Below are 25,200 nucleotides of genomic sequence, written 5' to 3'. Positions count from 1 at the left end.
AAAAAGTGTATATAGTGGAACTGAAGGAGAGAGAAGATGATAAAAGCGGGAATGAGGTTGACGTTAGAGAGCGGGCACAGAGAGTCTACCTTACAACAAACGTATCGATGTAAGGTAGTTGAGTTTACGGAAGACGTGATTTATATTAGCTATCCGCTAAATGAAGAAACGCAGCGAAGTGCTTTTTTACTAAAAGGTACAAAATTGCTGGCTACGTTTATTGGATATAATCAAAATGTATATACCTTTCCAACTGAAGTAACAGGACGCGAAATAAAAGGCATGCCTGTTGTAAAACTCTTTTACCCGGGCGATAAAAAGTTAAAGTCCATCCAAAGAAGAAATTTTTTCCGTGTGCCGCTTACAGTGAAGGCGGTGATAAAAAGTGAACAAGAACAGCAGGTCGTAATGGAAATCATGACTAAAAACATCAGTGCAGGTGGAGTAGCCGGCTCCTTCCATCATTCGCTGCTTTTTAATGAGAAAGATTCCGTTGTTGTACGATTAAGTCTTCCTAATCGTGAGGGAACTTTGCAGCATCTTGAATTAAAAGGGGAAGTTGTACGAATTACCGCCCCGACTTCCTGTAAAGTAGGTCAGCTATCTATTAAATTTATGGACATGGAAAAACAAACGAAAGAAATGATGATTCGTTATACCTTAAAGCGTCAGCTCGACCTAAGGAGAAAAGGTCTTCTTTAGCGTATAAAAAAAACTTCTCTTTCCTAAACTGTAAGCAAAGGTATCACTTCTTACAAAAGGAGAAAAAGATGAATCGAATAGAACGAATTTTAATTAAATTAGTGGTTATTCAATTTGTGTTTTTAATAATTGCCCAATGTATTTTACTATCTAGCAGTCACAGTACATATTTCTCAAAGGTCATTCAGTATGAGGGAGTTAGCAAAAATAATTTTAATAAAATTATTGAAACATTCGACCAGTAGTCGGACGTATGGTAGAATAACTAGGAAAGAAACATGCAGTGAACACCAGGCAGGAGAAGACCCCCTGCTCTTTTTTTCGTTTATAAACGTTTCATATAAAATGGCTCATTGTATAAAAGATGAAAGTGGTTTGTTCCTGTTTTGAAATTAAGGGAGGCACTTATGAAAAAACAAATTTCAATCGCGATTGACGGCCCTGCAGCTGCTGGGAAAAGTACAGTGGCAAAGATTATAGCAGAAACCTTATCATATATTTATGTTGATACAGGAGCGATGTATCGTGCTCTAACGTATCAAGCGCAGAAAAACCAGGTAGATTTGCAAAATGAAGAAGAGCTATTGCATTTGCTTAACGAAACAGTAATCGATTTAAAACCGTCTGAATCTGGGCAGGTAGTCATTTTAAATGGACAGGATGTTACAAGTGAAATTCGTTCCGCAGAAGTAACCAATTCTGTATCCATCGTCGCGAAACATCGTGCAGTTCGTGAAGAGATGGTAGCGAGACAGCAGGGTCTTGCTAAAGATGGAGGCGTTGTAATGGATGGACGTGATATCGGTACACACGTGCTTCCTCAGGCAGAAGTTAAAATCTTTTTATTAGCGTCTGTGGATGAAAGAGCACAGCGACGCCATGATGAAAACATAAAAAAAGGTTTTGAATCAAATTTAGAGCGTTTAAAAGAAGAAATTGCCCGCAGAGACAAGCTGGATTCTGAGCGTGAAGTAGCACCTCTTAAAAAAGCTGAAGATGCAATTGAAATCGATACAACTTCCTTATCGATTGAAGGAGTTGTAGAAAAAATACTTTCTATTACAAACGAAAGGATTGGATGATTTTGAGCTTTTATATGTTTGCACGTGGCATTGTAAAAGGTATTTTAACACCAGTTTACCGTTATGAAGTAATCGGTGCAGAAAATATCCCTTCAGAAGGCGGAGTTTTGCTTTGTTCAAATCATATTGACAACTTAGATCCGCCTACGGTAGGTGTGACATGTCCAAGGCCTATTTCGTTTATGGCAAAAGCAGAGCTGTTTAAAGCACCTTTTCTGAAGACGGTTCTGCCAAAGTTAGAAACGTTCCCTGTAAAGCGGGGGATGGCAGATCGTGAAGCTTTGCGCCAAGGGTTAAAGATTTTAAAAGAAGGAAAAGTGCTTGGATTGTTTCCAGAAGGAACAAGAAGTAAAGATGGAAAATTAGGAAAAGGAATGGCTGGAGTAGGCTTTTTTGCTTTGCGTTCAAAAGCAGCTGTTGTTCCTTGTGCTGTTATTGGTCCATATAAGCGTTTTGCAAGGTTAAAAGTAGTGTACGGACCGCCAATTCAGATGGATGAACTTCGTGAACGAAAGGCATCAGCCGAGGAAGTAACCGAAGTTATTATGAAAAGCATTGGTGAATTAATTGAAAAATATCAATAGTTTGTAACCTTATGACTTGACAAAAGATTCTATTTATTAGAAGTTAGTAACAAAGAGAGTTTTTTCTATACAGAGCTATATACAATAATGATGAGCTAAAAGAGTGAAGAACTCTTACAAGGGAATACATATTGTAGATGGATATTGGAGGAGGAAAAGACGATGACAGAAGATATGAATCAAGTAGAGGTAACGTCATTAGAAGTAGGAGAAACAGTAAAAGGTACTATTACAAAAGTAGAAGAAAAGCAAGTGTATGTAGATGTGCCTAACAGCAAACTAGACGGTATTATTCCAATTAGTGAATTAGCGAGCTTACATATTGAAAAAGCAGGGGATGTAATCCAAGAAGGTGCCGAAGTCGAAGCGAAAGTAATTAAAGTGGAAGACGATGTGCTTGTGTTATCTAAACGGGCTGTAGATGCTGAAAAAGCATGGGACGGTTTAGAAGCAAAACTTTCTTCAGGTGAAGTGTTTGAAGCGGTAGTCAAAGAAATTGTCAAAGGCGGATTAGTAGTAGATATTGGTGTAAGAGGGTTCATTCCAGCTTCTCTTGTTGAAACTCATTTCGTTGATGATTTCGCAGAATATCAAGATCAAACTCTTACAGTCAAAGTAGTGGAATTAGATAAAGAAAAAAATCGCGTGATCCTTTCGCATCGTGCAGTTGTAGAAGAAGAGCTTGTACAACAAAAAGAAAATGTTCTTGAGTCATTAAAAGAAGGTCAGGTTTTAGAAGGAACCGTTCAGCGCTTAACAGACTTTGGTGCGTTTGTAGATGTAGGCGGAGTAGATGGGCTAGTGCATATCTCTCAGCTTTCACATACGCGTGTAGAAAAGCCTTCAGACGTAGTAGCTGAGGGAGATACTGTGAAAGTCAAAGTATTATCTGTTGACAAATCAACGGGTCGTGTTTCATTATCTATTAAAGATACGTTAGAAGGTCCATGGTCCAACATTTCTACGAAGCTTCGCCAAGGTGATGTAGTAGATGGAACTGTTAAAAGACTTGTATCTTTTGGAGCTTTTGTGGAAGTTCTACCTGGAGTAGAAGGACTTGTACACATTTCTCAAATTTCACATAAGCATATCGGGACACCGCATGAAGTGCTTTCTGAAGGCGAAAAAGTGACGGTAAAAGTACTTGATGTGAATGAACAAGAACGACGCGTTTCGTTAAGCATTCGTGACCTTGAGGAAGAAGAGCAAGAAGATTACGGTGACTATGAATTACAAGAAGAGTCAAAAGGCTTCCAATTAGGTGATATGATTGGGGATCAATTAAAAAAATTAAGATAAGTAATGGTGATGATTTGTGAGCAGAGCAAAACGTAAAATTGATCACATTCATCATGCGATTCAAACGGGACAGCATCGGCTGCACGGGCTAGATGATATTCGCTTCGTTCATAATAGCTTACCAAATACAGGCGTGCACGATGTTCATATTGATACAAAAATTGGCGAACTTTTGTTAAGTTCGCCAATTTTTATAAATGCTATGACGGGTGGAGGCGGACAAGAAACGGAACGGATTAACCGTTCGTTTGCTCAAATTGCTCATCATGGTCAATTAGCAATGGCCGTTGGATCGCAGATGGCTGCGATTAAAGATGAAAAGGAAGAACAATCATACAGAGTAGTGCGTCAAGAAAACCCTAACGGAATTATTTTTGCCAACCTAGGCAGTGAAGCTACAGTTGAACAAGCTAAAAAAGCGGTTGATATGCTTGAAGCAAATGGACTTCAAATTCATTTAAATGTTATACAAGAACTGGTCATGCCAGAGGGAGATCGTGATTTTACCGATGCATTACGTCGTATTGAACGAATTGTCCGAGAAGTAACCGTTCCTGTAATTGTCAAAGAAGTAGGTTTTGGGATGAGCGCTCAAGCAGTGCAAAAACTTAAAGATGTTGGTGTTGAAATCGTTGATATTGGTGGGTACGGTGGTACCAATTTTTCGAAAATCGAAAATGAAAGACGAGCAAAACATTTTCACTTCTTTAATGATTGGGGAATTTCCACAGCAGCTTCTTTAGCGGAAGTATCTCAGCACGTAGAAGGTATATCCATTATTGGTTCAGGAGGTATTCAAACCTCTATGGATGTTGCTAAGTCCATTGCGTTAGGAGCTTCTGCAACGGGAATGGCAGGATATTTTCTATCCATTTTAATGAAGTCTGGTTTAGAAGCAGTCGTAGAAGAGATAGCCGAGCTGCATGAGGAGTTAACGTTTATCATGGCTGCATTAGGAGCAACTTCTATTGCTAAGCTTCAGCAAATGCCTCTAGTTATTACAGGGGATACCCATAGCTGGCTGACTCAGCGAAATGTATCTATAGAAGCATTTAATAACAGATGATAAAAAAGCAAGCAGTTAACTGCTTGCTTTTTTATTTCCTTAGAAGATGAATGATCGCGTTTTCATTAAAAAAAACAAAAAATGTTGGCAGAAGAAGTGACAAAAAGCATGAAATCCCAAACGTTAGCCACTTATAATAAGTTAAATAAACAGAAAAATCAGAAAAAGAGGTGGCGTAATGAAAAAGGGACATCCTATATTTACAATTTTTCTTTTCTTTTTAGGCTGGGTTTTCATGTATGCAGATCGTAATATTTTATCTCCAGTTATGGGAGATATCGGTGCGCAGTGGGACCTTAATAAAGCTGAACTTGGTCTAATGTCTACTGTGTTTTTTGCAGCGTATGCAGCTATGCAGATTCCAACGGGTTTTTTGGCAGATCGATTTGGTCGCGTTAAGATCTTAGTGGCTGGATACATTTTGTTTGGAGTTGCCACATTCTTTACAGGACTTACGACTACTTTCGGTATGTTCTTGCTCATGCGGGCGCTGACAGGACTTGGAGAAGGAACGTATTATGGTTCACAATACGGAATTTCTTCAAGCATCACGTCTGAACGATACCGAGGTCTAGTGTCTGCGCTCATCAATAGTGGAATGGCTTTTGGTATATCGCTTGGTTTTATCGGTTCTACATACATTACATATACGTTAGAAAAAGACTGGCAGTTTACTTTTTACTTATTTGCTATTCCGACTATAGTAATAGCTATTTTAATAGCTTTCTTTGTAAAAGATAAGCAAAGGGATCAAGAAAAAAATTCGCTAAATAAAGAAACAAAGCAGTCGCTAAAAGTATTATTTACAAAAAATCATATTTTCGTATACATTTTAATCTTCTGTTCTCTTTACGGATTTTTTGGGATGCTGACGTGGCTTCCTTATTATTTGCAGCACTCGCGCGGCTTAGAAGGGTCTCAAACAGGCATCATAGCATCTTTAGTACCGTGGGCGTCTATTCCAGGAGCAATCTTCTTTGGATATATATCGGATCGAATTGCAAATAAAAAAGCATTAATTGTGAGTTTGTCAGTAGCGGGCGCTTTATGTCAATTTTTTATTCCCTATACAGAGAGTTATTCTTGGCTATTAATCGGCTTAATTGTGTACGGTCTGATAGGGAAATTAGCATTAGATCCGATTTTAATTTCGTATATGGCGGATATTACTCCCTCTTCCATGTACTCTAAAGTGTACGGTTTTTTTAACTTCAGCGGCATGCTGTCATCGATCTTTGCACCTTACATTACCGGATATTTTGCAGATAAACTTGGAAGTATGGAATTCGGATTTTATTTGTCAGGAGCACTATTGTTAGTGGGAGGAGTTCTCTTTTTGTTTACAGGAAAGAAAGAACGTTCCTATCCTGTTTCACATCCAGTTTTAAAATAAAAAATGCGCTGACTTAGTCAGCGCATTTTTTTATTTATGCTCATTTAACTCGCGCGCTTCTTCAGGACTTTGCAAGCTAGTTGCTCCCGGATAGTGAAGTCCTTGATCACGGTCAGATTCAACTCGTTTTGATTCCTTTAATTTTTTCTCTTGACGATCTTTTCCCATTTTATATTCCCTCCTTTTTTCTGATAGGTTGTCCAAAATAAGCGGTTCTATTCTAAAACCCCGATTAAGTTTTCCAAAATTGATACATACTGATGACAGATAGGGGAGGTGCCATATTCAGTGGACGGAATTTTCTTTTATTGGCTTTCGTGGATGGGATGGATTGTTGCGACTTTTCTTATGCCCAAAACAGCTAGGCGTTGGAAGGTAGCAGCCATTATATTAATCAGTATACTCCTAAGCGGAATGAACATGCATATGACTCAGTTTTCATGTAGCTACACCGCTTTGTTTTTAGTGGGAGTAGCGTGTGTGTATGCTTCAGGCTACAGCCGATTTCAGCAGTTATATTATGTTATTGTATGCGGCATTATAATAATTGCCTATGCTAGTTTTTGTTTACTTGAGCTCTATGATCCTGTCTGGATTTTTATTGATCGTAAGTGGATTTTGACTGGACTTATCTTATATATTTGCTTTATGGTGGTTAAAGATGCTGAAAAAAGATTCGCAGCAATCATTTTAGGTGTAGTTGGAGGAGACTTTTTATACGCAGTTGTCATTCGGGATATCGCATCTTATGAAATAGGGTCTCTTCGTACACTCGACGTTTTAGCCACAGCAGTAGGAGCGATGTTTATTTGGGAGATGCTGGTTTATTTCTCTGCTTATTTAGATTTGTACGTGCTGAAGTCTCACAGGCAAAAGCAAAGTACTTACAAATAGAAGAAGAGATTTCGTAAAATTATATTGTTGTTACCGGTGATTTTTGATAAAATTGTTTGATTGAAAGAGTAATGCTTATTCAGCGGATAGGCAGTTAATCAGTTCAGTATAAGAAAGAGCTGATAAAAATCCTGCTTTATCGCTTATGATCGATTAGTAGAGGTCATGCCACGCTGCATGGCCTCAATTTTTGAAAAACGAATGATCTTATTTATTTGTACATGTAGATAAATACCTTTAGTCGATTAAAGACTGGTTGCCGATACATAAAAAAGATCAAGGAAAGGGAAGAATCGTATGCCAAAACCAATTATTGCGATTGTTGGTCGTCCCAACGTAGGAAAATCAACAATTTTCAACCGAATTGTAGGAGAGCGAGTATCTATTGTAGAAGATATTCCGGGTGTAACTCGTGATCGTATCTATAGTTCAGGTGAGTGGCTGAATTTGGACTTTAACATTATTGATACTGGCGGTATTGATATTGGAGATGAGCCATTTTTAGAACAGATCAAACAGCAGGCAGAAATTGCAATTGATGAAGCGGACGTAATCATTTTTCTAGTGAATGGACGCGATGGAATTACTGCAGCTGATGAAGAAGTGGCGAAAATTTTATACAAATCCAAAAAGCCCGTCGTCCTAGCCGTTAATAAAGTAGATAATCCTGAAATGAGAGAATTAATCTATGATTTCTACGCACTAGGATATGGAGAACCGTTCCCAATCTCAGGAACGCATGGTTTAGGTTTAGGTGACCTGTTAGACGAGGCAGCTAAGCATTTTCCAAAAGAAAAAGACGAAGACTACGGAGAAGAAGTCATTAAATTTTCATTGATTGGTCGTCCTAACGTAGGGAAATCTTCATTAGTTAATGCTCTTCTAGGTGAAGATCGTGTTATTGTCAGTGATCTCGCCGGTACGACACGCGATGCTATTGATACGAAGTTTACAAAAGAAGATCAAGAATATGTTGTTATTGATACAGCTGGAATGAGAAAGCGTGGAAAAGTGTACGAGAGTACTGAAAAATACAGCGTACTTCGCGCATTAAAGGCAATTGAACGCTCAGACGTTGTCTTAATTGTATTAAATGCTGAAGAGGGTATTATTGAACAAGATAAGAAAATTGCTGGCTATGCACAAGAAGCTGGAAAAGCTGTCGTCATTGTTGTGAACAAATGGGATACAGTAGAAAAAGATGAAAAAACAATGAAAAAATTTGAAGAAAATATACGCGAGCATTTTCAGTTCTTAACATATGCTCCAATTGTATTCCTTTCAGCTAAAACGAAAAAACGTACGCATACGCTATTGCCAATGATTGATCTTGCAAGCGAAAGCCATGCGGTGCGTGTAGAAACAAGCATCTTAAACGATGTAATTATGGATGCAGTAGCAATGAACCCTACGCCTACTCACAACGGCAACCGCTTAAAAATCTATTACACAACTCAAGTAGCAATCAAGCCGCCAACTTTTGTTGTGTTTGTAAATGATCCTGAGCTAATGCATTTTTCATATAAACGTTTCTTAGAAAATAAGCTTCGTGAAGCTTTTGGATTCGAAGGAACTCCAATTAAAATTATTGCAAGACCAAGAAAATAACAGAGGATGTGATCGGCGTGGAAAGAATAGCTGTACTAGGAGCAGGGAGTTGGGGAACTGCATTAGCTTTCGTATTGGCAGAAAATGGACACGATGTTCGCATTTGGGGACATAGACAACAAGTCATTGATCAAATCAACGAGACGCATCAGAATGAAAAATATCTGCCTGGTGTAGAGCTTCCTCATCAGATTAAAGGTTTTACGTCATTAGAAAAGGCAATAGAGGGTGTTGAAACCCTTATTTTAGCTGTTCCAACGAAGGCCATTCGTGAAGTGTTGCAACAGCTAAAATCCCTTACCGATGAACTGTTTACAATTGTTCACGTAAGTAAAGGAATTGAACCGGATTCTCTTTTACGTATATCTCAAATGATTCAACAAGAAATTGATACAAAAGACATCGTTGTCTTATCAGGCCCGAGTCATGCTGAAGAAGTAAGTAGAAGGCAGCCGACAACCGTGACGTCAGCTTCAACAAATATACAAGCAGCAGAAAAAGTACAGGATTTATTTAATAATCAACAGTACTTCCGTGTTTATACAAATCCTGATGTGATTGGTGTGGAAATTGGGGGAGCGTTAAAAAATATTATTGCTCTTGCTGCTGGTATCACGGATGGACTTGGATATGGTGACAATGCGAAGGCCGCTCTTATGACTCGTGGCTTAGCTGAAATCGCTCGCTTAGGTACGGTGCTTGGTGCCAATCCTCTGACGTTCTCAGGTTTAACCGGGATTGGAGATTTGATTGTAACGTGTACAAGCGTTCATTCTCGAAATTGGCGCGCTGGTAATCTTCTTGGAAAAGGCAAAAATTTAGACGAAGTATTAGAAAATATGGGAATGGTTGTAGAAGGTGTACGCACGACGAAAGCAGCTTACCAGCTATCTCAAAAATACGACGTAAAAATGCCGATTGCTGATGCTTTATATAATGTACTGTTTAATGATGTGAAGGCAAAAGATGCAGTAGACGCGCTTATGTCTCGTACTAAAACACATGAAATGGAAGATTTAGCGAATGTTTTAGGAGAAAAATTAAATTAAGTGCAAAGAAATATGAAAAAATAGGCAATTGGTGATACCCAAAATCATTTACTTGCATAAAATAACGTGTAAATAAAGATGAGTAGAACTGTTAGTATGGGAATATTTAGTTACGGTCGAAGCGAAGAGCCCCCTTCGCTTCGATTTTTTTATGTGAAAAAGCAGGAATTTGTCAATTTAATAGGAAAGTAATTACTATAGAGCGTAAATCAATGGAAGGTGAATAAATAGTTAATTTAGAAAGTTCTATTAATATCCGTCTTAACTATAAGTCCTTATGTTATAATAACGGTGAAAAAAGGAGTGGATGCAATTTGTCGCCAGGTTTGTTAAAGATGTGGATTTCATTGGGTTCCATTGTATTTATGTTTATTGCGGTATTTTCTATTTACTTTAGTCGTTATAAAATCACGAACCGCGTTGGTAAAATTGTACTCGCTTTCATTGCCTATTCGCTCATGATTGTAGCAGGTCTTATTATGGTAATTGTTGTATTCAGCGGTCCGACAGATGCTTAATGTACATATGGTAGGGTGAGGAAAATGAAAAAATTCATGCTAACGTCTATGGTTGGGTTAACCATTTTTGTATTATCCGGTTGTTTATACCCGACGGAAAGAATGTCTCAAAATCAAGTTCCTTATAAAGATCAAGTTGCTTCCGTACAAACGGCCGTTGATCAATTTAAAGAAGAAAGCGGAGGCTTATTGCCGATAAAAACGAAAGATATGGACACGCCGATTTATCAAAAATATCCGATTGACTTTACAAAAATTGTTCCTAGATACATGCAAGACGCACCTGGGAATTCGTATGAAAGCGGAGGGATATTTGCGTACGTGCTTGTGGATGCAGAAACAAAGCCCACGGTTAAATTATTAGACTTACGGATGGCGGATACGATTCAAGATGTTAATGTACATTTGAATATATACCGTCAAAACCATAAAGGATACGTACCGTTTAAAGACGTCATCGCTCCCGGCGTATTCTCTATTAACTATAAGAAATTGAATATGAAAGAACCCCCTGTCGTTACTAGCCCGTATACAGGGAATAGTCTTTCTTTAATTGTTAATGGGCAGGGAGATGTATTTGTAGATTATCGTCCTGATTTGTATGATGCCATTCAAAAGCATAAAAGCTCCTACAAACCGGGTGAAGATATCCGAAAGCTCCTTGTGAAAAACAGTGATTTTGTACCTGCTTACTCTCTTCCTTATACAGTTAACGATAAGAATGAACCAATATTTTTTAAAAAATAAGTCATGAACCCCTTCTCCTTGAATAATATTCAGAGAGAAGGGGTTTTCTCTTTCTTGTACACCAATAATGAAAATCAGAATGACTAAGTCAGCATGTGCATGAAAAAAATCATAAATTTTTCTATCAAAAGTCATATTTTAATAGGACAACGTCATAACTATATAGTGTCCTAATTTACTCTCGCAATGGATGTCATATTCCATGAACTCATAGATCGGAGGGGATCTTTTGGAAAAGGTGGATGTATTTAAAGATATCGCTGAACGTACAGGAGGCGATATATATTTAGGTGTGGTGGGAGCAGTTCGAACAGGAAAATCTACATTTATTAAAAAGTTTATGGAGCTGGTGGTCCTGCCTCACATCGAGAACGAGGCAGAAAGAGCTCGCACACAAGATGAACTACCACAAAGTGCAGCTGGAAAAACGATTATGACAACTGAGCCAAAATTCGTACCGAATCAAGCAGTCAATGTTTTGGTAGATGACGGGCTAGAAGTTAACATACGGTTAGTAGATTGTGTAGGATATACAGTGCCAGGCGCTAAAGGGTACGAAGATGAAAATGGACCTCGAATGATCAATACACCTTGGTATGAAGAACCAATTCCATTTCACGAAGCGGCTGAAATTGGAACGAGAAAGGTCATTCAAGAACACTCAACGATTGGTGTCGTCATTACAACAGATGGCTCAATTGGAGATATACCTCGTCAAGATTACGTGGAAGCAGAAGAGCGCGTCATTAATGAGCTAAAAGAAGTAGGCAAACCCTTTATCATGGTTATTAATACCGTACAGCCATATCATCCCGATACAGAAAAGCTTCGTGCAAAGCTTAATGAAAAATATGATATCCCAGTATTAGCGATGAGTGTGGAAAGCATGCGCGATACTGATGTGATGAACGTATTAAGAGAAGCACTATACGAGTTCCCTGTATTAGAAGTCAACGTTAATCTACCAAGCTGGGTAATGGTTTTAAAAGATAAACATTGGCTGCGTGAAAGCTATCAAGAAGCCGTTAAAGAAACGGTAAAAGATATTAAGAGACTGAGAGACGTTGAACGGGTAGTAGAGCAATTTAGCCAGTTTGAGTTTATCGATCAGGCTCGATTAGCCGGAATTGAGATGGGGCAGGGGATTGCCGAAATTGACTTATACGCTCCAGATGACTTATATGATCAGATTTTGAAAGAAATCGTGGGAGTAGAAATTCGCGGAAGAGATCATTTGCTGCAGTTAATGCAAGACTTTGTGCATGCAAAAACCGAGTATGATCAAGTCTCTGATGCACTTCGCATGGTTAAGCAAACGGGTTATGGTGTAGCTGCACCTTCGCTTTCAGATATGAGCCTTGATGAACCTGAAATTATTCGCCAAGGATCGCGTTTTGGAGTTCGTTTAAAAGCAGTGGCACCTTCTATACACATGATTAAAGTGGATGTAGAATCAGAATTTGCGCCGATTATCGGAACGGAGAAGCAAAGCGAAGAATTAGTTCGTTATTTGATGCAAGACTTTGAAGATGATCCGCTTTCAATTTGGAATTCAGATATATTTGGCCGCTCTCTAAGTTCAATCGTAAGAGAAGGGATTCAAGGAAAGCTGTCGCTGATGCCTGAAAATGCGCGATATAAGTTAAAAGAAACGCTAGAACGGATTATTAACGAAGGATCTGGAGGTTTAATCGCGATTATTTTATAAGAATACAAGGTTAGGCTCCTCATAAAGGAGCCTCTTCTTTTTGGATAGATCATACAAAACTTTACATATATTGTGATAGATCGCGTGGTTATCCTATTCCTGCGTTATTTTCTGCTTGCTATGCCTTGTTCAATATGTTAATCTTTTAACAGAAATCGATCGATCATACTGTTTTCACTACATACATACGGCAGATGAATGAAAAACATTGAATTATTTAGTTCAATCGTTTATGATTAGGCTTGTCGATACATAGGTTATGTATAATATCCATTTGTTTTGTTAAAGAATGAGATATAACGAATTACTAGATTCCTTTTCTAACAAGGTTTTTAGTTATTATATGATCCGATTTTGGGAGGAGGTGAATGGCATGAACAAGACAGAATTAATTAATGCTGTTGCAGAAGCAAGTGAGCTTTCAAAAAAGGATGCTACAAAAGCAGTTGATGCTGTTTTCGATACAATTTTAGAAGCTTTAAAAGCTGAGGACAAAGTTCAACTTATCGGTTTTGGTAACTTCGAAGTACGTGAACGTGCTGCTCGTAAAGGACGCAATCCACAAACTGGCGAAGAAATCGAAATTCCTGCTAGCAAAGTTCCTGCATTCAAACCAGGTAAAGCTCTTAAAGATGCTGTAAAATAATATCTACATAAAATGGCTTTATTCATAGCCGTTGATGAAGAGCTTTGAAAGGTCGCACATTTGCGACCTTTCTTTTTTGCCTTTGGTATATACATATGCTAGAATTTTTTTCATAAAGTCGTAATGCAACGAATTGGAGGGCAACAACATGTCATCTGTAAATAAACCACAGATCGAACAAGCTGTGAGACTAATTTTAGAAGCAATTGGCGAAGATCCAAACCGTGAAGGATTATTAGATACACCAAAGCGAGTAGCTAAAATGTATGAGGAAGTCTTTTCCGGGTTGAATGAAGATCCAAAAGAGCATTTTAAAACAGTTTTTGGAGAAGATCATGAAGAGCTAGTGCTTGTAAAAGATATTCCTTTTTACTCTATGTGTGAACACCACTTAGTGCCTTTTTACGGAAAAGCTCATGTTGCGTATATTCCAAAAGGCGGACGAGTGACCGGTTTAAGTAAGCTGGCAAGAGCGGTAGAGGCTGTTGCGAAACGTCCTCAGCTTCAGGAGAGAATTACATCTACAGTGGCGGATTCTATTGTAGAAACATTAGAGCCGCACGGGGTAATGGTAGTAGTGGAAGCAGAGCACATGTGTATGACCATGCGAGGCATTAAAAAGCCTGGGGCTATGACAATCACTTCTGCTGTGCGTGGAGTGTTAGAACACGATGCAAGTTCTAGAGCTGAAGTTTTATCATTGATTAAATCATAATGTGGATGATGAAGGAGAAGAGAATATGACACAAAAAGGAACGCCAGAGTATATTGTCATTAAAGCGGTCGAAGATGGAGTTAACGTAATTGGCTTAACGCGAGGAGCAGATACGCGATTTCATCATTCAGAAAAACTAGATAAAGGCGAAGTGATGATTGCGCAGTTTACTGAGCATACATCCGCAATTAAAATTCGTGGCAAAGCCGTCGTTCAGACTGTTCACGGAGAAATTGAATCCGATACGAAAAAATAAGCAGGGATTTTCCTGCTTTTATTTATATTTAAAATAAATGAATAAGAACAGGAAAAACATGGTGAAACTAAAAGCAATATCTTAAATTACTGTCTAAGAAATCAAGATGGTATGTAGATGAACGGTGTTCAAGCGGATGAGCAGCTAAAGGATTTAAACCGTGAAAAAGCTTCAAAAGAATTTAAAGGATATTTTATAATGTAATTATGTTATAATTGACACTATCGATTTGGAGTTGAAAGAACTTTAAACAAATAGTGATGGAAAGGGAGACAAGGATGATGAGCGTAAAAACCATCTATGATATTGTGGCCAACATGAAAGAACAGCTTCATGTTGAATTAAGTCATCCATATGTAAAAAAATATATTCATCATCCGCGTATTGATGAAAATAGATTACTGTACATGTGTTCGTTCTTAGATACTCTTTCAATGGAAGAAGAAAAAAAGAACAGCTCTGTGCTATCTGTGATGCTCGTTCAAACCGCACTTGATACCCACGATCTAGTCTCCACTCAAAATGTTAGCGGAAATGAAGGGAAGCTGCATGAGAGGCAGCTGGTAGTTTTGGCCGGAGATTATTACAGCGGCCTGTACTATTACTATTTAGCTCAAAGCAGCCAGCTGAATTTAATGAAAGTTATAGCATCTGCTATTAAAGAAATTAATATCGCTAAGATACACATTTATAACAATCGCTCTACTAATCCACACGACGTTATGAATAGTTTTTTAGCAGCAGAATCATCGTTTGTAAGATGCTTATGTGACTATTTTGAACGTGAAGAGTGGAAAGAACTTTTAAAACATGCAGCGTATTTGAATGGGATATTAAAGCAATTAAAGTCATTACAGCATAAAGAGCCTACTCTCTTGCTAAACTATTGCAAACAAATTGGCATGAATCAAGAACAAATAAAAGAATACCTTTATTCGTATACTCAACAGTCTGTAAATATTGTTAGAGGGTACTTACGAAGTGAATTTGCGATGAATGAGTTTTTAAGAGAGCACTTAGATGAACTTACATCTAGCTTAGAAGTGTTGAAAAATGTCGTAGGAGAAGGATAGAGATATGCAGCAATCAAAAGAACAGCGTGTCCATGGCGTATTTGAAAAAATATACAAAAATTATGATCAAATGAATTCTGTTATTAGTTTTCAGCGTCATAAGGCATGGCGCAAAGATACGATGAAGCGAATGAATGTTCAAAAAGGAACAAAAGCTTTAGATGTTTGTTGCGGAACTGCGGATTGGACGCTAGCTATGGCTGAAGCAGTTGGAGAAACAGGAGAGGCAGTTGGCCTGGATTTTAGTCAAAATATGCTAAAGATTGGTGGAGAGAAAGTAAAAAACTCACCTTTTTCAAATATTACTTTACTACATGGCAATGCAATGGAGCTTCCTTTTGAAGATAATTCATTTGACTATGTAACGATTGGATTCGGACTGCGCAACGTGCCCGATTACCTTCAAGTTTTAAAGGAAATGCAGCGCGTCGTGAAACCTGGCGGAAAAGTGGTTTGCCTTGAAACCTCTCAGCCAACGATGATTGGTTACCGACAAATGTACTTGCTTTATTTTAAGTATATTATGCCTGCGCTTGGAAAGATGGTCGCTAAAAGCTATGATGAATATTCATGGCTTCAAGAGTCAGCTAGGGACTTTCCAGGTCAAAAGCAATTGGCTGATATGTTCCGTGAAGCCGGTTTGACAGATGTTGAAGTGAAATCTTACACAGGTGGAGTAGCGGCGATGCATCTAGGGTACAAACGATAAAAGAGAAAAAGCTTGTCCTACAGGTGCAACAGCCTGTAGGATAAGGAGTAAAGAATGAATATATAATGCAAGGTGAGTCCAATGAAACTAAAAATGATGTACGCTTTTTTGAATACGGATATTACCCTTATTGAGAAAGAACTTGAACAAACTGTTCATACCGATGAAACACTTATCACAGATGCTTCTCTTCACCTTTTACAAGCAGGGGGGAAACGAATTCGCCCTGTATTTGTTTTGTTGGCAGCTAAATTTGGGCATTACAATATCGACCAAATCAAACATGTGGCAGTAGCGCTTGAGCTGATTCATATGGCGTCTCTTGTTCATGATGATGTTATTGATGACGCTGATAAGCGACGGGGAAAACCAACAATTAAGGCAAAATGGGACAATCGTATTGCTATGTATACAGGGGATTACATCTTTGCTCGTGCACTTGAAGTTATGAGTGAGGTTAAAGATGTGGAAGCACATAAAATTTTATCTAATACGATGGTGGAATTAACGCTCGGTGAAATTGAACAGATTAAGGACAAATACAACCTAAACCAAAACTTACGCGTGTATCTGCGTAGAATTAAACGTAAAACGGCACTGCTAATTGCTGCAAGCTGTCAGTTAGGCGCAATTGCAGCGGGAGCTCCTGAAGATATACATAAACGTTTATTTTGGTTTGGATATTACGTGGGAATGTCATTTCAAATTACGGATGACATTTTAGATTTTATCTCATCAGAAGAACAGCTTGGGAAACCAGTTGGCAGCGACTTACTGCAAGGAAATATTACGCTGCCAGTTTTGTATGCCATTGAAAATGCTGAGTTTCGAGATAAAGTAGAACAGCTTTTCGAGAGGGAATATGAGCAAGAGCTGATCGATGAAATTATTTCTGATATTAAATCTTCTAACGCCATTGAACGTTCATTTGAAATGAGCGATCGTTATCTGCAAAAAGCGATGAGCATTTTAGAAGAACTGCCGCCAAACAAGGCGAAAAAAACGCTGCATCAAATTGCGAAGTACATTGGAAAACGGAAATTTTGATTTATTTACTTTCATAAGTTGTAAACTGCTCGAAACAATGTTAATATCTTCATGAGGTGTGATTGCGCTTTCAAAACTTGTTTACATATCATGAACTTCAGGGGTGGAGAGTAAAATGATACAAAAAACGTTTTTAATGGTCAAACCAGACGGGGTACAAAGAAGCATTATTGGTGAGGTTATTTCTCGCTTTGAGAAAAAAGGTTTTCAATTAGTTGGAGCTAAGCTTATGCATATTTCGCAGGAATTAGCTGAAACACACTATGGTGAACATAAAGAGAAACCTTTCTTCGGTGAGTTAGTGAAATTTATCACATCAGGTCCAGTTTTTGCTATGGTATGGGAAGGTGAAAACGTGATTTCAGTATCACGTCAAATGGTGGGGAAAACTAACCCTCAAGAAGCGCTTCCTGGAACTATTCGAGGTGATTATGGACTGATTGTGGATAAGAATATTATTCACGGCTCAGATTCACCAGAAAGTGCGGAGCGTGAAATCAGCTTATTCTTTGAAAGTGAAGAGCTGACTTTCTATAAAAAAGACGCAGACGCTTGGATTTACTAATTTAGATAGCGCAAAAAGACGAATGAATTTTCATTCGTCTTTTTTATTGTGTGTATAAACAAGCTTCTAGGCTATTAAGTGCAAAGATTTCCCCGCATAAACATTTTCATAATGTATTCCGATATATTAATAAGAAGATAAGCGTATATAAAGGTTTTATTTCTTTATACGTCTAACATAAACGTATAGGAATGAGAAAGGAGAGTCAAAAATGATAGATGAATACGACGCGTTTGTGGAGAAAATAAAAACAAAAACAGGCATTGATTTATCACTATATAAGCAGTCTCAAATGCACCGCCGCCTCACCTCGCTGTATGAAAAAAAAGGTTTTTCTAGTTTTTTTGAATATTATCGAGCAATGAACAGTAACAACGAACTGCTTGAGGAGTTTTTAGATCGGATGACGATTAACGTGTCAGAGTTTTATCGCAACTATCAGCGGTGGGATATATTGGAGCAAAAAATTTTACCGACTCTTGTAAAAGGAAAATCAGATCTGAAAGTGTGGAGCGCTGCCTGTTCAACAGGGGAAGAGCCGTATACACTAGCGATGGTTTTATCAACATTTTTTCCGCTTTCGCGTATTTCTATATTGGCGACCGATCTGGATGAAAAAGTGATAGAAAAAGCAAAAATAGGCTTTTATGATGAACGTTCACTTCAGGAAATGCCTGTTTCGATGAAAAATAAGTACTTTCAACAAAGAGGAACCGGGTACTTATTAGATGAAAAAATCAAAAAAACAGTTATTTTTCAAAAACATAACTTACTGTCAGACTCTTTTCCTAAAAACGTTGACTTGATTGTTTGTCGAAACGTGCTTATTTATTTTACCGATGAAGCAAAGCATGCTTTATATGAAAAGTTTAGCAGAGCTTTAGCACCTGGAGGCATCTTATTTGTAGGGAGCACAGAGCAGATTTTCACTCCGCAAAAGTATGGGTTTGAAACGGCTGATACGTTTTTTTACAGAAAAGTAAAGACCATTTAATAGAGATAACCTGAAGCGATTTCTTACAAGCTGAGGTGAAACTTTTTATATATTCTTATGTTATAGTATGGTATAGTCATATTTAAAAATGGAAAAATTCTGACGAATAATACATATTAAGCGGAGGTACGATTATGCGATATTTAACAGCAGGAGAATCACATGGTCCACAGTTGACTACTATTTTAGAGGGTGTTCCCGCAGGGCTTCCTTTAACAGCCGAAGACATCAATACAGATTTAGCGCGAAGACAAAAAGGTCATGGTCGCGGAAGACGTATGCAAATTGAAAAAGATCAAGCGGAAATTTTAAGCGGTGTTCGCCACGGCTATACGCTAGGATCTCCTATTACGTTAGCGGTAGAAAATAACGACTGGAAACACTGGACAAAAATTATGGGCATCGAGCCAATTTCTGAAGAAGAATCAGAAGAAGTAAAGCGTAAAATCTCAAGACCAAGACCAGGGCATGCCGATTTAAACGGCGCTATTAAATATGGTCATCGCGATATGAGAAATGTATTAGAACGTTCTTCAGCTCGTGAAACAACTGTAAGGGTAGCAGCAGGTGCTGTGGCTCGTCAAATCCTTGCTCAGTTCGGGATTTCTGTAGCTGGACATGTATTAGAAATTGGCGGCGTACAGGCAAATCCTCCTCAATACAAAAGCTTAGAGGAACTTCAAGAAGTCACTGAAGCTTCTCCAGTAAGATGTTTTGACTCAGCTGTTGAGAAAGACATGATGCAAGCAATCGATGATGCTAAGAAAAACGGCGATTCGATCGGAGGCGTAGTAGAAGTTATTATTGAAGGCGTGCCAGCAGGAGTGGGCAGCTATGTCCATTACGATCGTAAATTAGATGCGAAGATTGCTGCAGCTGTTATGAGCATTAATGCATTTAAAGGCGTTGAGTTTGGGATTGGATTTGAAGCGGCTCGCAGACCAGGAAGCGAAGTTCATGACGAAATTCTATGGGATGAAGAGAATGGATATACCCGTAAAACAAACAACTTAGGCGGCTTTGAAGGTGGCATGACAACAGGTATGCCAATTGTAGTACGCGGTGTAATGAAACCTATTCCAACGCTTTACAAGCCGTTAAAAAGTGTTGATATTGAAACAAAAGAAGTCTTCGAGGCAAGCATCGAACGTTCAGACAGCTGTGCTGTGCCGGCAGCAAGCGTTGTAGCAGAAGCCGTTGTAGCTTGGGAATTGGCTGATGCGCTAATCGAACAGTTTGGACAAGACCGAATTGATTTAATTGCTGAAAATATTGAGAAAATGCGTGTACATGCGAGGGAGTTTTAATGTTGCAAATTGATATTCAAACTTTATCCAAAACATATCCTCTTTATTTAGGAAATGGATTAATTGAAAAGCTGCCTTCTATTATTGAGAGTGTAAAACCTAATCTGTCGTCGGTGTTAATCATCACTGATTCAGCTGTAGATTCATATTATGGAGAAGCGGTTGTAAAAGCGATTGAGACGCAGTTTAAAGTGGCTAAATACGTAGTACCAAGCGGTGAACACGCAAAGTCATTTCAACATTACTACGATTGTCAGACTTTTGCACTCGAGCAGCAGCTTGACCGCAATGCGCTCGTTATTGCTTTCGGCGGAGGGGTAGTTGGCGATTTAGCTGGATTTGTAGCCGCTACATACATGAGAGGGGTTTCGTTTATTCAAGTGCCAACGACGCTTCTTGCTCACGATAGTGCTGTAGGCGGTAAAGTAGCCATTAATCATGAGCTTGGAAAAAATATGATTGGCGCTTTTTATCAGCCTGAAGCGGTTGTTTATGACATTGATCTTCTTAAAACGCTTCCTGAAAGAGAGTGGCGTTCTGGTTTTGCAGAAGTGATTAAACATGCTTTTATTCACGATGAAGCATTTTATGAATGGCTTCAGCAAAATATACAATCGCTGACTGATTTACAAGATGAAAAATTAATTTATGCTATTCAAAGCGGTATTTTAGTCAAAGCATCTGTTGTAAAAGAAGATGAGACAGAAGCTGGCGTTCGCGCTCACCTGAACTTTGGACATACGTTAGGTCATGCGATCGAAGCAGAGTGCGGCTATGGACAAATCAGTCACGGAGAAGGCGTAGCCATTGGGATGCTGTTTGCTATGAAAGTCAGCAATACGCTTGGGAAAAGCGAGTTCCCTGTAGCTGAAATTGCGAAATGGTTTGAAAAATTTGGCTATGAGACGTCTGTTCCAAACCACCTTTCAGCTGAAAAGCTGCTCGTGAGAATGAAAGCAGACAAGAAGTCCAAATCAAGCAATGTTCATATGGTACTGCTTGAAGGCGTAGGAAAACCTTTTGTTCAACAAGTAGAAGATGAAGTGATTCTTAAGCTGCTGAATGAAGAGCTTCAAGCGTAGTTTCTTAAAAAGCCAAGTAGATAGTAGTTGACAAATGAATTTGAAACGTACTACAATTGGTAACAAGTTAGTTTAGAGATTTTAGTTATGAGAAAAAAATAGACAGTTTAGTTGAGATTAGGGTAGACGAGAATGAGACAGTTGAGCAGAGTTTAGTTGAGTGAATTTTACCATTCGTATACCCAAAGGCCCATTTTTGATGTGTCTTTGGGTTTATTTATTATATCCTCTTTTATATAACCTCATCTATTCTCATTCTCCATGAAATGGAGGATTGAAAGATATGACGAACACGTATACTTCTTTTTTAGAAGACTCTACAAAGTATTTAACCATTCCAATCATAAAAAAAATATTTATCGATAGCATGACACCTGTTGATCTTTTTCAGCAAGTAAAAGATGAAGCTGTATATTTGCTTGAAAGCAATGATGAATCATCACCATGGTCCAATTATTCTTTTATTGGCTTGAATCCGTTTTTGTATGTAGAAGAAGAGAACGGAACCTATCTAGCAAAAAACAAGCAGCTTCAACCTGTGCTGCAAGGAGACAGCTTTAAAGAGGTATTTTGTAAAATTCAGCAAGAGCTGAAAGTGAAAGTACCAGACCTTGCACTTCCTTTTAAAGGAGGAGCAGTAGGATTTATCAGCTACGACGCAGTATCGCAAATTGAAAAAGTAAACGTACATGCCCAAAACGATTTGAACATGCCTACTTTTCACTTTATCTATTGTCAAACGATGCTCGCTTATAATCACCAAACAAAAGAGCTTATGGTGATTCACTACATTCAGCTTGATGAGCAAGATAAAGAACAGCAGAAAAAAGAAAAACATGATGAAGCTCTAGCAGAGATCAATCGATATGTTGAAAGAATAGCGCAGACGGTGAAAGAAAAGCCGATGATGTTTGAAAGCGAGCAGCGCGAAGTTAGCTTTGAAGGTGTGACATCGTCATACCAAAAAGATAAATTTGTGCAAGATGTGGAAAAAATTAAGGAATACATTAAAAGCGGAGATGTTTTTCAAGCCGTATTGTCGCAGAGATTTCAAATTGATACGACCGTAGCTGGATTTGATATTTACAGAGTATTGCGATTAGTTAATCCATCTCCTTATTTATTTTACGTGAAAGTAAAGGGAGTGGAATTGATCGGAAGTTCCCCTGAGCGGTTGATTCAAATTGAAAACGGCCATTTAGAAATTCATCCAATTGCAGGAACGAGAAGACGCGGCAGAGATGCAGAAGAAGATGCGCGCTTGTATGAAGACTTAATTAACGATGAAAAAGAGCGGGCAGAACACTATATGCTCGTGGACTTAGCAAGAAATGACATCGGCCGAGTTGCACAGTATGGAAGTGTCCAAACGCCGGTATTAATGCAGCAGGTTAACTTTTCGCACGTCATGCACTTGATTTCTAAAGTGACAGGACGCCTAGATGAAAAAGTACATCCTATTGATGCGCTGCTTTCTGCATTTCCAGCGGGTACCGTATCTGGCGCTCCAAAAGTGCGGGCGATGCAAATCTTAAATGAAATTGAACCAGTTGCGCGAAATGTATATGCAGGAACCGTAGCATATCTCGGATTTGATGGAAACATTGATTCGTGCATTGCAATTCGTACCATTCTTTTGAAAGACCAAACCGCTTATATACAGGCTGGAGCAGGAGTGGTTGCTGACTCAAAACCGGAGCTTGAGTGGAAAGAAACCCGCAATAAAGCTAGCGCTTTAATTAAAACAATTCAATTAGCTCAAGACATCTACGATAAAAAGGAGGATGTATATGTTTAAAGAATTGTTGAAAAAGTGTTTGCGCGGCGAGTCACTTTCAGCGGAAGAAGCAGAAAAAATTATGAATGATATTATGAACGGTAAAGTCCCGGCAGCTCAAATTGCTAGCGTGCTAACCATTTTAACGTACCGAGGAGAAACCGTCGATGAAATTGTTGGTTTTGTCCGGGGGATGAAAAACAATATGAATGCTATTTCTCTAGAAGAATTAAACGTAGTAGATACGTGCGGTACGGGAGGAGACGGCGCCTCTACGTTTAATATTTCGACGGCTAGTGCGATTGTGGCATCTGCTGCTGGAGTAAAGGTTGCGAAACATGGGAATCGCGCGGTGTCTTCTAAAAGCGGAAGTGCAGACGTGTTAGAACATCTGGATATATGGATTCAAGGAAATGAAAAAGAAGTGAAAAATGCGGTGTCTGACCTCAACATGTCCTTTTTATTTGCGCCGCTTTATCACCCTGCTATGAAGCACGTTGCTGCTACTCGAAAGGAATTAGGGTTTAGAACCGTTTTTAATGCATTAGGTCCGTTAGCAAACCCTACTAATTGCACAAAGCAAGTAATTGGCGTTTATTCTATTGAGCTTGCACGGAAATTAGCAGAAGCCCTTGTTGTACTGGGAGCTAACCACGTTCTTCTCGTTGCGGGCAGGGACGGTTTGGATGAAATTAGTGCTACGGATGTAACGGATATTGTAGAAGTGCAAGACAATGTTATTACAGAATATACGCTTGCACCAGAGGATGTACACTTACAGAGAGGGAAGCTTGAAGACTTGGTGGTAGAAGACGCGAAATCGAGTGCAGAGCTCATTGAATCGCTATTTTTAAATAAAAGTAATGTAACTGCTAAAAATGCAGTCGTGTTGAACTCTGCTGCAGCTATTTACGTTAGCGGAAACGTTTCTACTTTTGAAGAAGGAGTAGCTGTAGCTTTAGAAACAATTGAATCAGGTGCTGCATACACGCAATTACAACGATTGAAATCGAAAAAGGTGGTTGAACATGCTCAATAAAATTATTGAAACAAAAAAAGAAGAAATTCAAAACCTACAGTTACCCGAACAGCAAAATGTTACAAAACGATCATTTTTAGAAGCTTTATCAAATCCAAATCGAGAGCTGGCTCTTATTGCAGAAGTAAAAAAAGCCTCTCCTTCCAAAGGATTAATAAAGGAGAATTTTCAGCCTGTGGAAATTGCTAAAGCCTACGAGGAAGGAAAAGCAGATGCTTTGTCTGTGTTAACGGATCAGCACTATTTTCAAGGACACCGAACGTTTTTAAGTGATATTAAACAGCATGTCTCTATTCCTGTGCTTCGTAAGGATTTCATCATTGATTCCATTCAAGTGGAAGAAAGTGCAAGAATCGGTGCCGATGCTATTTTACTCATCGGAGAAGCACTTGAACCATTAAAATTGCAAGAGCTTTATCTTCAAGCTGCTGAAAAAGAGTTAGATTGTTTAGTAGAAGTGCATTCTTTAGAAACGCTTGAACAGCTGTTAGCTGTATTTACACCGAAGATTATCGGGATTAATAATCGAAATCTTCATACGTTTGAAACCAGCGTGCAGCAGACAAAAGAAATCGCTAAGCACGTGCCGAAAGATCAGCTTTTAGTAAGTGAAAGCGGCATTTACTTATACGATGATGTTTCCTACGTAAAAGAAGCCGGAGCAAAAGCTATTTTAGTAGGAGAATCGCTTATGAGACAGGATAATCAAACCAAAGCGATTAAAAAGCTGTTTGGGGAAAGTGAATATGCTTATTAAGTACTGCGGTATTCGATCAAAACAAGATATAGCTTTAATCGAAAAGTCGGCTGCTACTCACATTGGCTTTATTTTCTACCCTAAAAGTAAACGATATGTAAAGCCTGAACGAGTAAATGAGTTTGTAACGGATGAAATAAAAAAACAAGTCTCGCTAGTAGGGGTATTTGTCAATACACCGGTGGATCAAATACTTGAAATTGCCTCCGTGACAAATTTAGATGTGATTCAGTGCCACGGGCAAGAAACAGCTGCTGAAGTACGTGAGTTAAAGCAGCGTGGATATGAAGTATGGAAAGCACTCCCGCACAATAAAGATACGCTGCAGCAAATGCATGTATATGAAGAAGCTGACGGTTATGTAATTGACAGCAAGGTTAAAGAACAATTCGGAGGAACGGGCGTCGCTTTTGATTGGAGCTTCGTTCCTCAGTATGAATCAGCTGCACGAAAGTTAGGTAAAAAATGCTTTATTGCTGGAGGAATCAATGCTTTTAACATTGAGAACTTGTTACCCTACAAACCTGGGGCGATTGATATTTCTGGCGGTATTGAAACAAATGAAACGAAGGACTATACAAAA

General features: G+C 38.6%; 27 protein-coding genes and 1 pseudogene. 27 read left to right on the top strand and 1 reads right to left on the bottom strand.

From position 1 onward, the window contains the following. Positions 1-36 precede the first annotated feature (36 nt). The 7 genes from MKX72_RS21960 (at position 37) to MKX72_RS21930 (ending at position 6,126) form a co-directional block, all read left to right on the top strand. A complete protein-coding gene (locus tag MKX72_RS21960; RefSeq protein ID WP_155007658.1) occupies positions 37-702 on the top strand; it encodes a flagellar brake protein in 666 nt (221 codons plus the stop codon). Positions 703-770: 68 nt separating this feature from the next. Further along, entirely contained in the window at positions 771-947 is a 177-nt protein-coding gene (locus MKX72_RS21955) for a YpfB family protein (protein ID WP_013059030.1), read from the top strand. Between the two features lie 162 nt (positions 948-1,109). Next, a complete protein-coding gene (gene cmk / locus MKX72_RS21950; protein WP_034270899.1) occupies positions 1,110-1,784 on the top strand; it encodes a (d)CMP kinase in 675 nt (224 codons plus the stop codon). Continuing rightward, positions 1,781-2,368: a lysophospholipid acyltransferase family protein gene (locus MKX72_RS21945; RefSeq protein WP_033579748.1), complete on the top strand. Its 588-nt coding sequence runs from the start codon at positions 1,781-1,783 to the stop codon at positions 2,366-2,368. Before cmk ends, MKX72_RS21945 begins: the two co-directional genes overlap by 4 nt. Positions 2,369-2,530: 162 nt before the next feature. After that, positions 2,531-3,667, top strand: coding sequence for a 30S ribosomal protein S1 (gene rpsA, locus MKX72_RS21940; RefSeq protein WP_028410732.1), 1,137 nt, complete (start codon positions 2,531-2,533; stop codon positions 3,665-3,667). Positions 3,668-3,683: 16 nt separating this feature from the next. After that, positions 3,684-4,733 (top strand): type 2 isopentenyl-diphosphate Delta-isomerase, encoded by a 1,050-nt coding sequence (gene fni / locus MKX72_RS21935; protein WP_098112919.1) that lies wholly within the window; start codon positions 3,684-3,686, stop codon positions 4,731-4,733. A 178-nt stretch (positions 4,734-4,911) separates the two neighbouring features. After that, positions 4,912-6,126: an MFS transporter gene (locus MKX72_RS21930; protein ID WP_028411514.1), complete on the top strand. Its 1,215-nt coding sequence runs from the start codon at positions 4,912-4,914 to the stop codon at positions 6,124-6,126. A gap of 30 nt (positions 6,127-6,156) precedes the next feature. On the opposite strand, the gene MKX72_RS21925 is transcribed toward MKX72_RS21930, so the two are convergent. After that, the gene (locus MKX72_RS21925) at positions 6,157-6,294 is read right to left on the bottom strand and encodes a YpzI family protein (RefSeq protein ID WP_013059024.1); all 138 of its coding nucleotides are present in this window, start codon (positions 6,292-6,294) and stop codon (positions 6,157-6,159) included. 120 nt (positions 6,295-6,414) lie between these two features. Between MKX72_RS21925 and MKX72_RS21920 the strand changes: the two genes are divergently transcribed. The 20 genes and pseudogenes from MKX72_RS21920 to MKX72_RS21825 all read left to right on the top strand — a co-directional run. Next, entirely contained in the window at positions 6,415-7,020 is a 606-nt protein-coding gene (locus MKX72_RS21920) for a YphA family membrane protein (RefSeq protein WP_028411513.1), read from the top strand. Between the two features lie 297 nt (positions 7,021-7,317). Continuing rightward, positions 7,318-8,628, top strand: a complete 1,311-nt coding sequence (gene der / locus MKX72_RS21915; RefSeq protein ID WP_014458340.1) for a ribosome biogenesis GTPase Der — start codon at positions 7,318-7,320, stop codon at positions 8,626-8,628. Between the two features lie 17 nt (positions 8,629-8,645). Continuing rightward, positions 8,646-9,677: an NAD(P)H-dependent glycerol-3-phosphate dehydrogenase gene (locus MKX72_RS21910; protein WP_013059021.1), complete on the top strand. Its 1,032-nt coding sequence runs from the start codon at positions 8,646-8,648 to the stop codon at positions 9,675-9,677. A gap of 314 nt (positions 9,678-9,991) precedes the next feature. Next, positions 9,992-10,195, top strand: a complete 204-nt coding sequence (locus MKX72_RS21905; protein WP_028411511.1) for a DUF2768 domain-containing protein — start codon at positions 9,992-9,994, stop codon at positions 10,193-10,195. A 24-nt stretch (positions 10,196-10,219) separates the two neighbouring features. Beyond that, on the top strand, positions 10,220-10,942 hold the full coding sequence (locus tag MKX72_RS21900) for a hypothetical protein (RefSeq protein ID WP_155007659.1): 723 nt from the start codon (positions 10,220-10,222) through the stop codon (positions 10,940-10,942). Between the two features lie 229 nt (positions 10,943-11,171). Beyond that, positions 11,172-12,650 carry a stage IV sporulation protein A gene (spoIVA, locus tag MKX72_RS21895; protein ID WP_013059017.1) on the top strand — a complete coding sequence of 493 codons (1,479 nt, stop codon included), beginning with the start codon at positions 11,172-11,174 and terminating at the stop codon, positions 12,648-12,650. Positions 12,651-13,023: 373 nt separating this feature from the next. Further along, positions 13,024-13,296, top strand: a complete 273-nt coding sequence (locus tag MKX72_RS21890; RefSeq protein ID WP_013059016.1) for an HU family DNA-binding protein — start codon at positions 13,024-13,026, stop codon at positions 13,294-13,296. A 148-nt stretch (positions 13,297-13,444) separates the two neighbouring features. Further along, positions 13,445-14,011, top strand: a complete 567-nt coding sequence (gene folE / locus MKX72_RS21885; RefSeq protein WP_013059015.1) for a GTP cyclohydrolase I FolE — start codon at positions 13,445-13,447, stop codon at positions 14,009-14,011. Between the two features lie 25 nt (positions 14,012-14,036). After that, positions 14,037-14,267 (top strand): trp RNA-binding attenuation protein MtrB, encoded by a 231-nt coding sequence (gene mtrB / locus MKX72_RS21880; protein ID WP_028411509.1) that lies wholly within the window; start codon positions 14,037-14,039, stop codon positions 14,265-14,267. Positions 14,268-14,545: 278 nt separating this feature from the next. After that, positions 14,546-15,340, top strand: coding sequence for a heptaprenyl diphosphate synthase component 1 (locus MKX72_RS21875; protein WP_029714662.1), 795 nt, complete (start codon positions 14,546-14,548; stop codon positions 15,338-15,340). Between the two features lie 4 nt (positions 15,341-15,344). Beyond that, the gene (locus MKX72_RS21870) at positions 15,345-16,049 is read left to right on the top strand and encodes a demethylmenaquinone methyltransferase (RefSeq protein WP_155007660.1); all 705 of its coding nucleotides are present in this window, start codon (positions 15,345-15,347) and stop codon (positions 16,047-16,049) included. A gap of 81 nt (positions 16,050-16,130) precedes the next feature. Continuing rightward, a complete protein-coding gene (gene hepT, locus MKX72_RS21865; protein WP_028411507.1) occupies positions 16,131-17,096 on the top strand; it encodes a heptaprenyl diphosphate synthase component II in 966 nt (321 codons plus the stop codon). Between the two features lie 115 nt (positions 17,097-17,211). Continuing rightward, positions 17,212-17,661 (top strand): nucleoside-diphosphate kinase, encoded by a 450-nt coding sequence (gene ndk / locus MKX72_RS21860; protein WP_013059010.1) that lies wholly within the window; start codon positions 17,212-17,214, stop codon positions 17,659-17,661. A gap of 211 nt (positions 17,662-17,872) precedes the next feature. Further along, positions 17,873-18,655 carry a CheR family methyltransferase gene (locus MKX72_RS21855; RefSeq protein ID WP_033579750.1) on the top strand — a complete coding sequence of 261 codons (783 nt, stop codon included), beginning with the start codon at positions 17,873-17,875 and terminating at the stop codon, positions 18,653-18,655. 134 nt (positions 18,656-18,789) lie between these two features. Beyond that, complete coding sequence (gene aroC / locus MKX72_RS21850; protein ID WP_155007661.1) at positions 18,790-19,962, top strand: chorismate synthase; 1,173 nt, start codon at positions 18,790-18,792, stop codon at positions 19,960-19,962. After that, positions 19,962-21,044 carry a 3-dehydroquinate synthase gene (aroB, locus tag MKX72_RS21845; protein ID WP_028411504.1) on the top strand — a complete coding sequence of 361 codons (1,083 nt, stop codon included), beginning with the start codon at positions 19,962-19,964 and terminating at the stop codon, positions 21,042-21,044. The genes aroC and aroB overlap by 1 nt, the downstream gene beginning before the upstream one ends. Before the next feature lie 283 nt (positions 21,045-21,327). Then, positions 21,328-22,842, top strand: coding sequence for an anthranilate synthase component I (gene trpE, locus MKX72_RS21840; RefSeq protein ID WP_028411503.1), 1,515 nt, complete (start codon positions 21,328-21,330; stop codon positions 22,840-22,842). After that, complete coding sequence (gene trpD / locus MKX72_RS21835) at positions 22,835-23,860, top strand: anthranilate phosphoribosyltransferase (protein ID WP_028411502.1); 1,026 nt, start codon at positions 22,835-22,837, stop codon at positions 23,858-23,860. The genes trpE and trpD overlap by 8 nt, the downstream gene beginning before the upstream one ends. Beyond that, on the top strand, positions 23,850-24,617 hold the full coding sequence (gene trpC, locus MKX72_RS21830) for an indole-3-glycerol phosphate synthase TrpC (RefSeq protein WP_028411501.1): 768 nt from the start codon (positions 23,850-23,852) through the stop codon (positions 24,615-24,617). Before trpD ends, trpC begins: the two co-directional genes overlap by 11 nt. Next, positions 24,607-25,200, top strand: a pseudogene (locus tag MKX72_RS21825) (phosphoribosylanthranilate isomerase); the annotation flags it as partial. The gene trpC and the pseudogene MKX72_RS21825, both read left to right, overlap by 11 nt.

It is taken from the genome of Priestia sp. FSL R5-0597, assembly GCF_038006305.1.
GTDB lineage: Bacteria > Bacillota > Bacilli > Bacillales > Bacillaceae_H > Priestia > Priestia zanthoxyli.
This window is presented reverse-complemented; position numbering and strand designations above follow the sequence as displayed.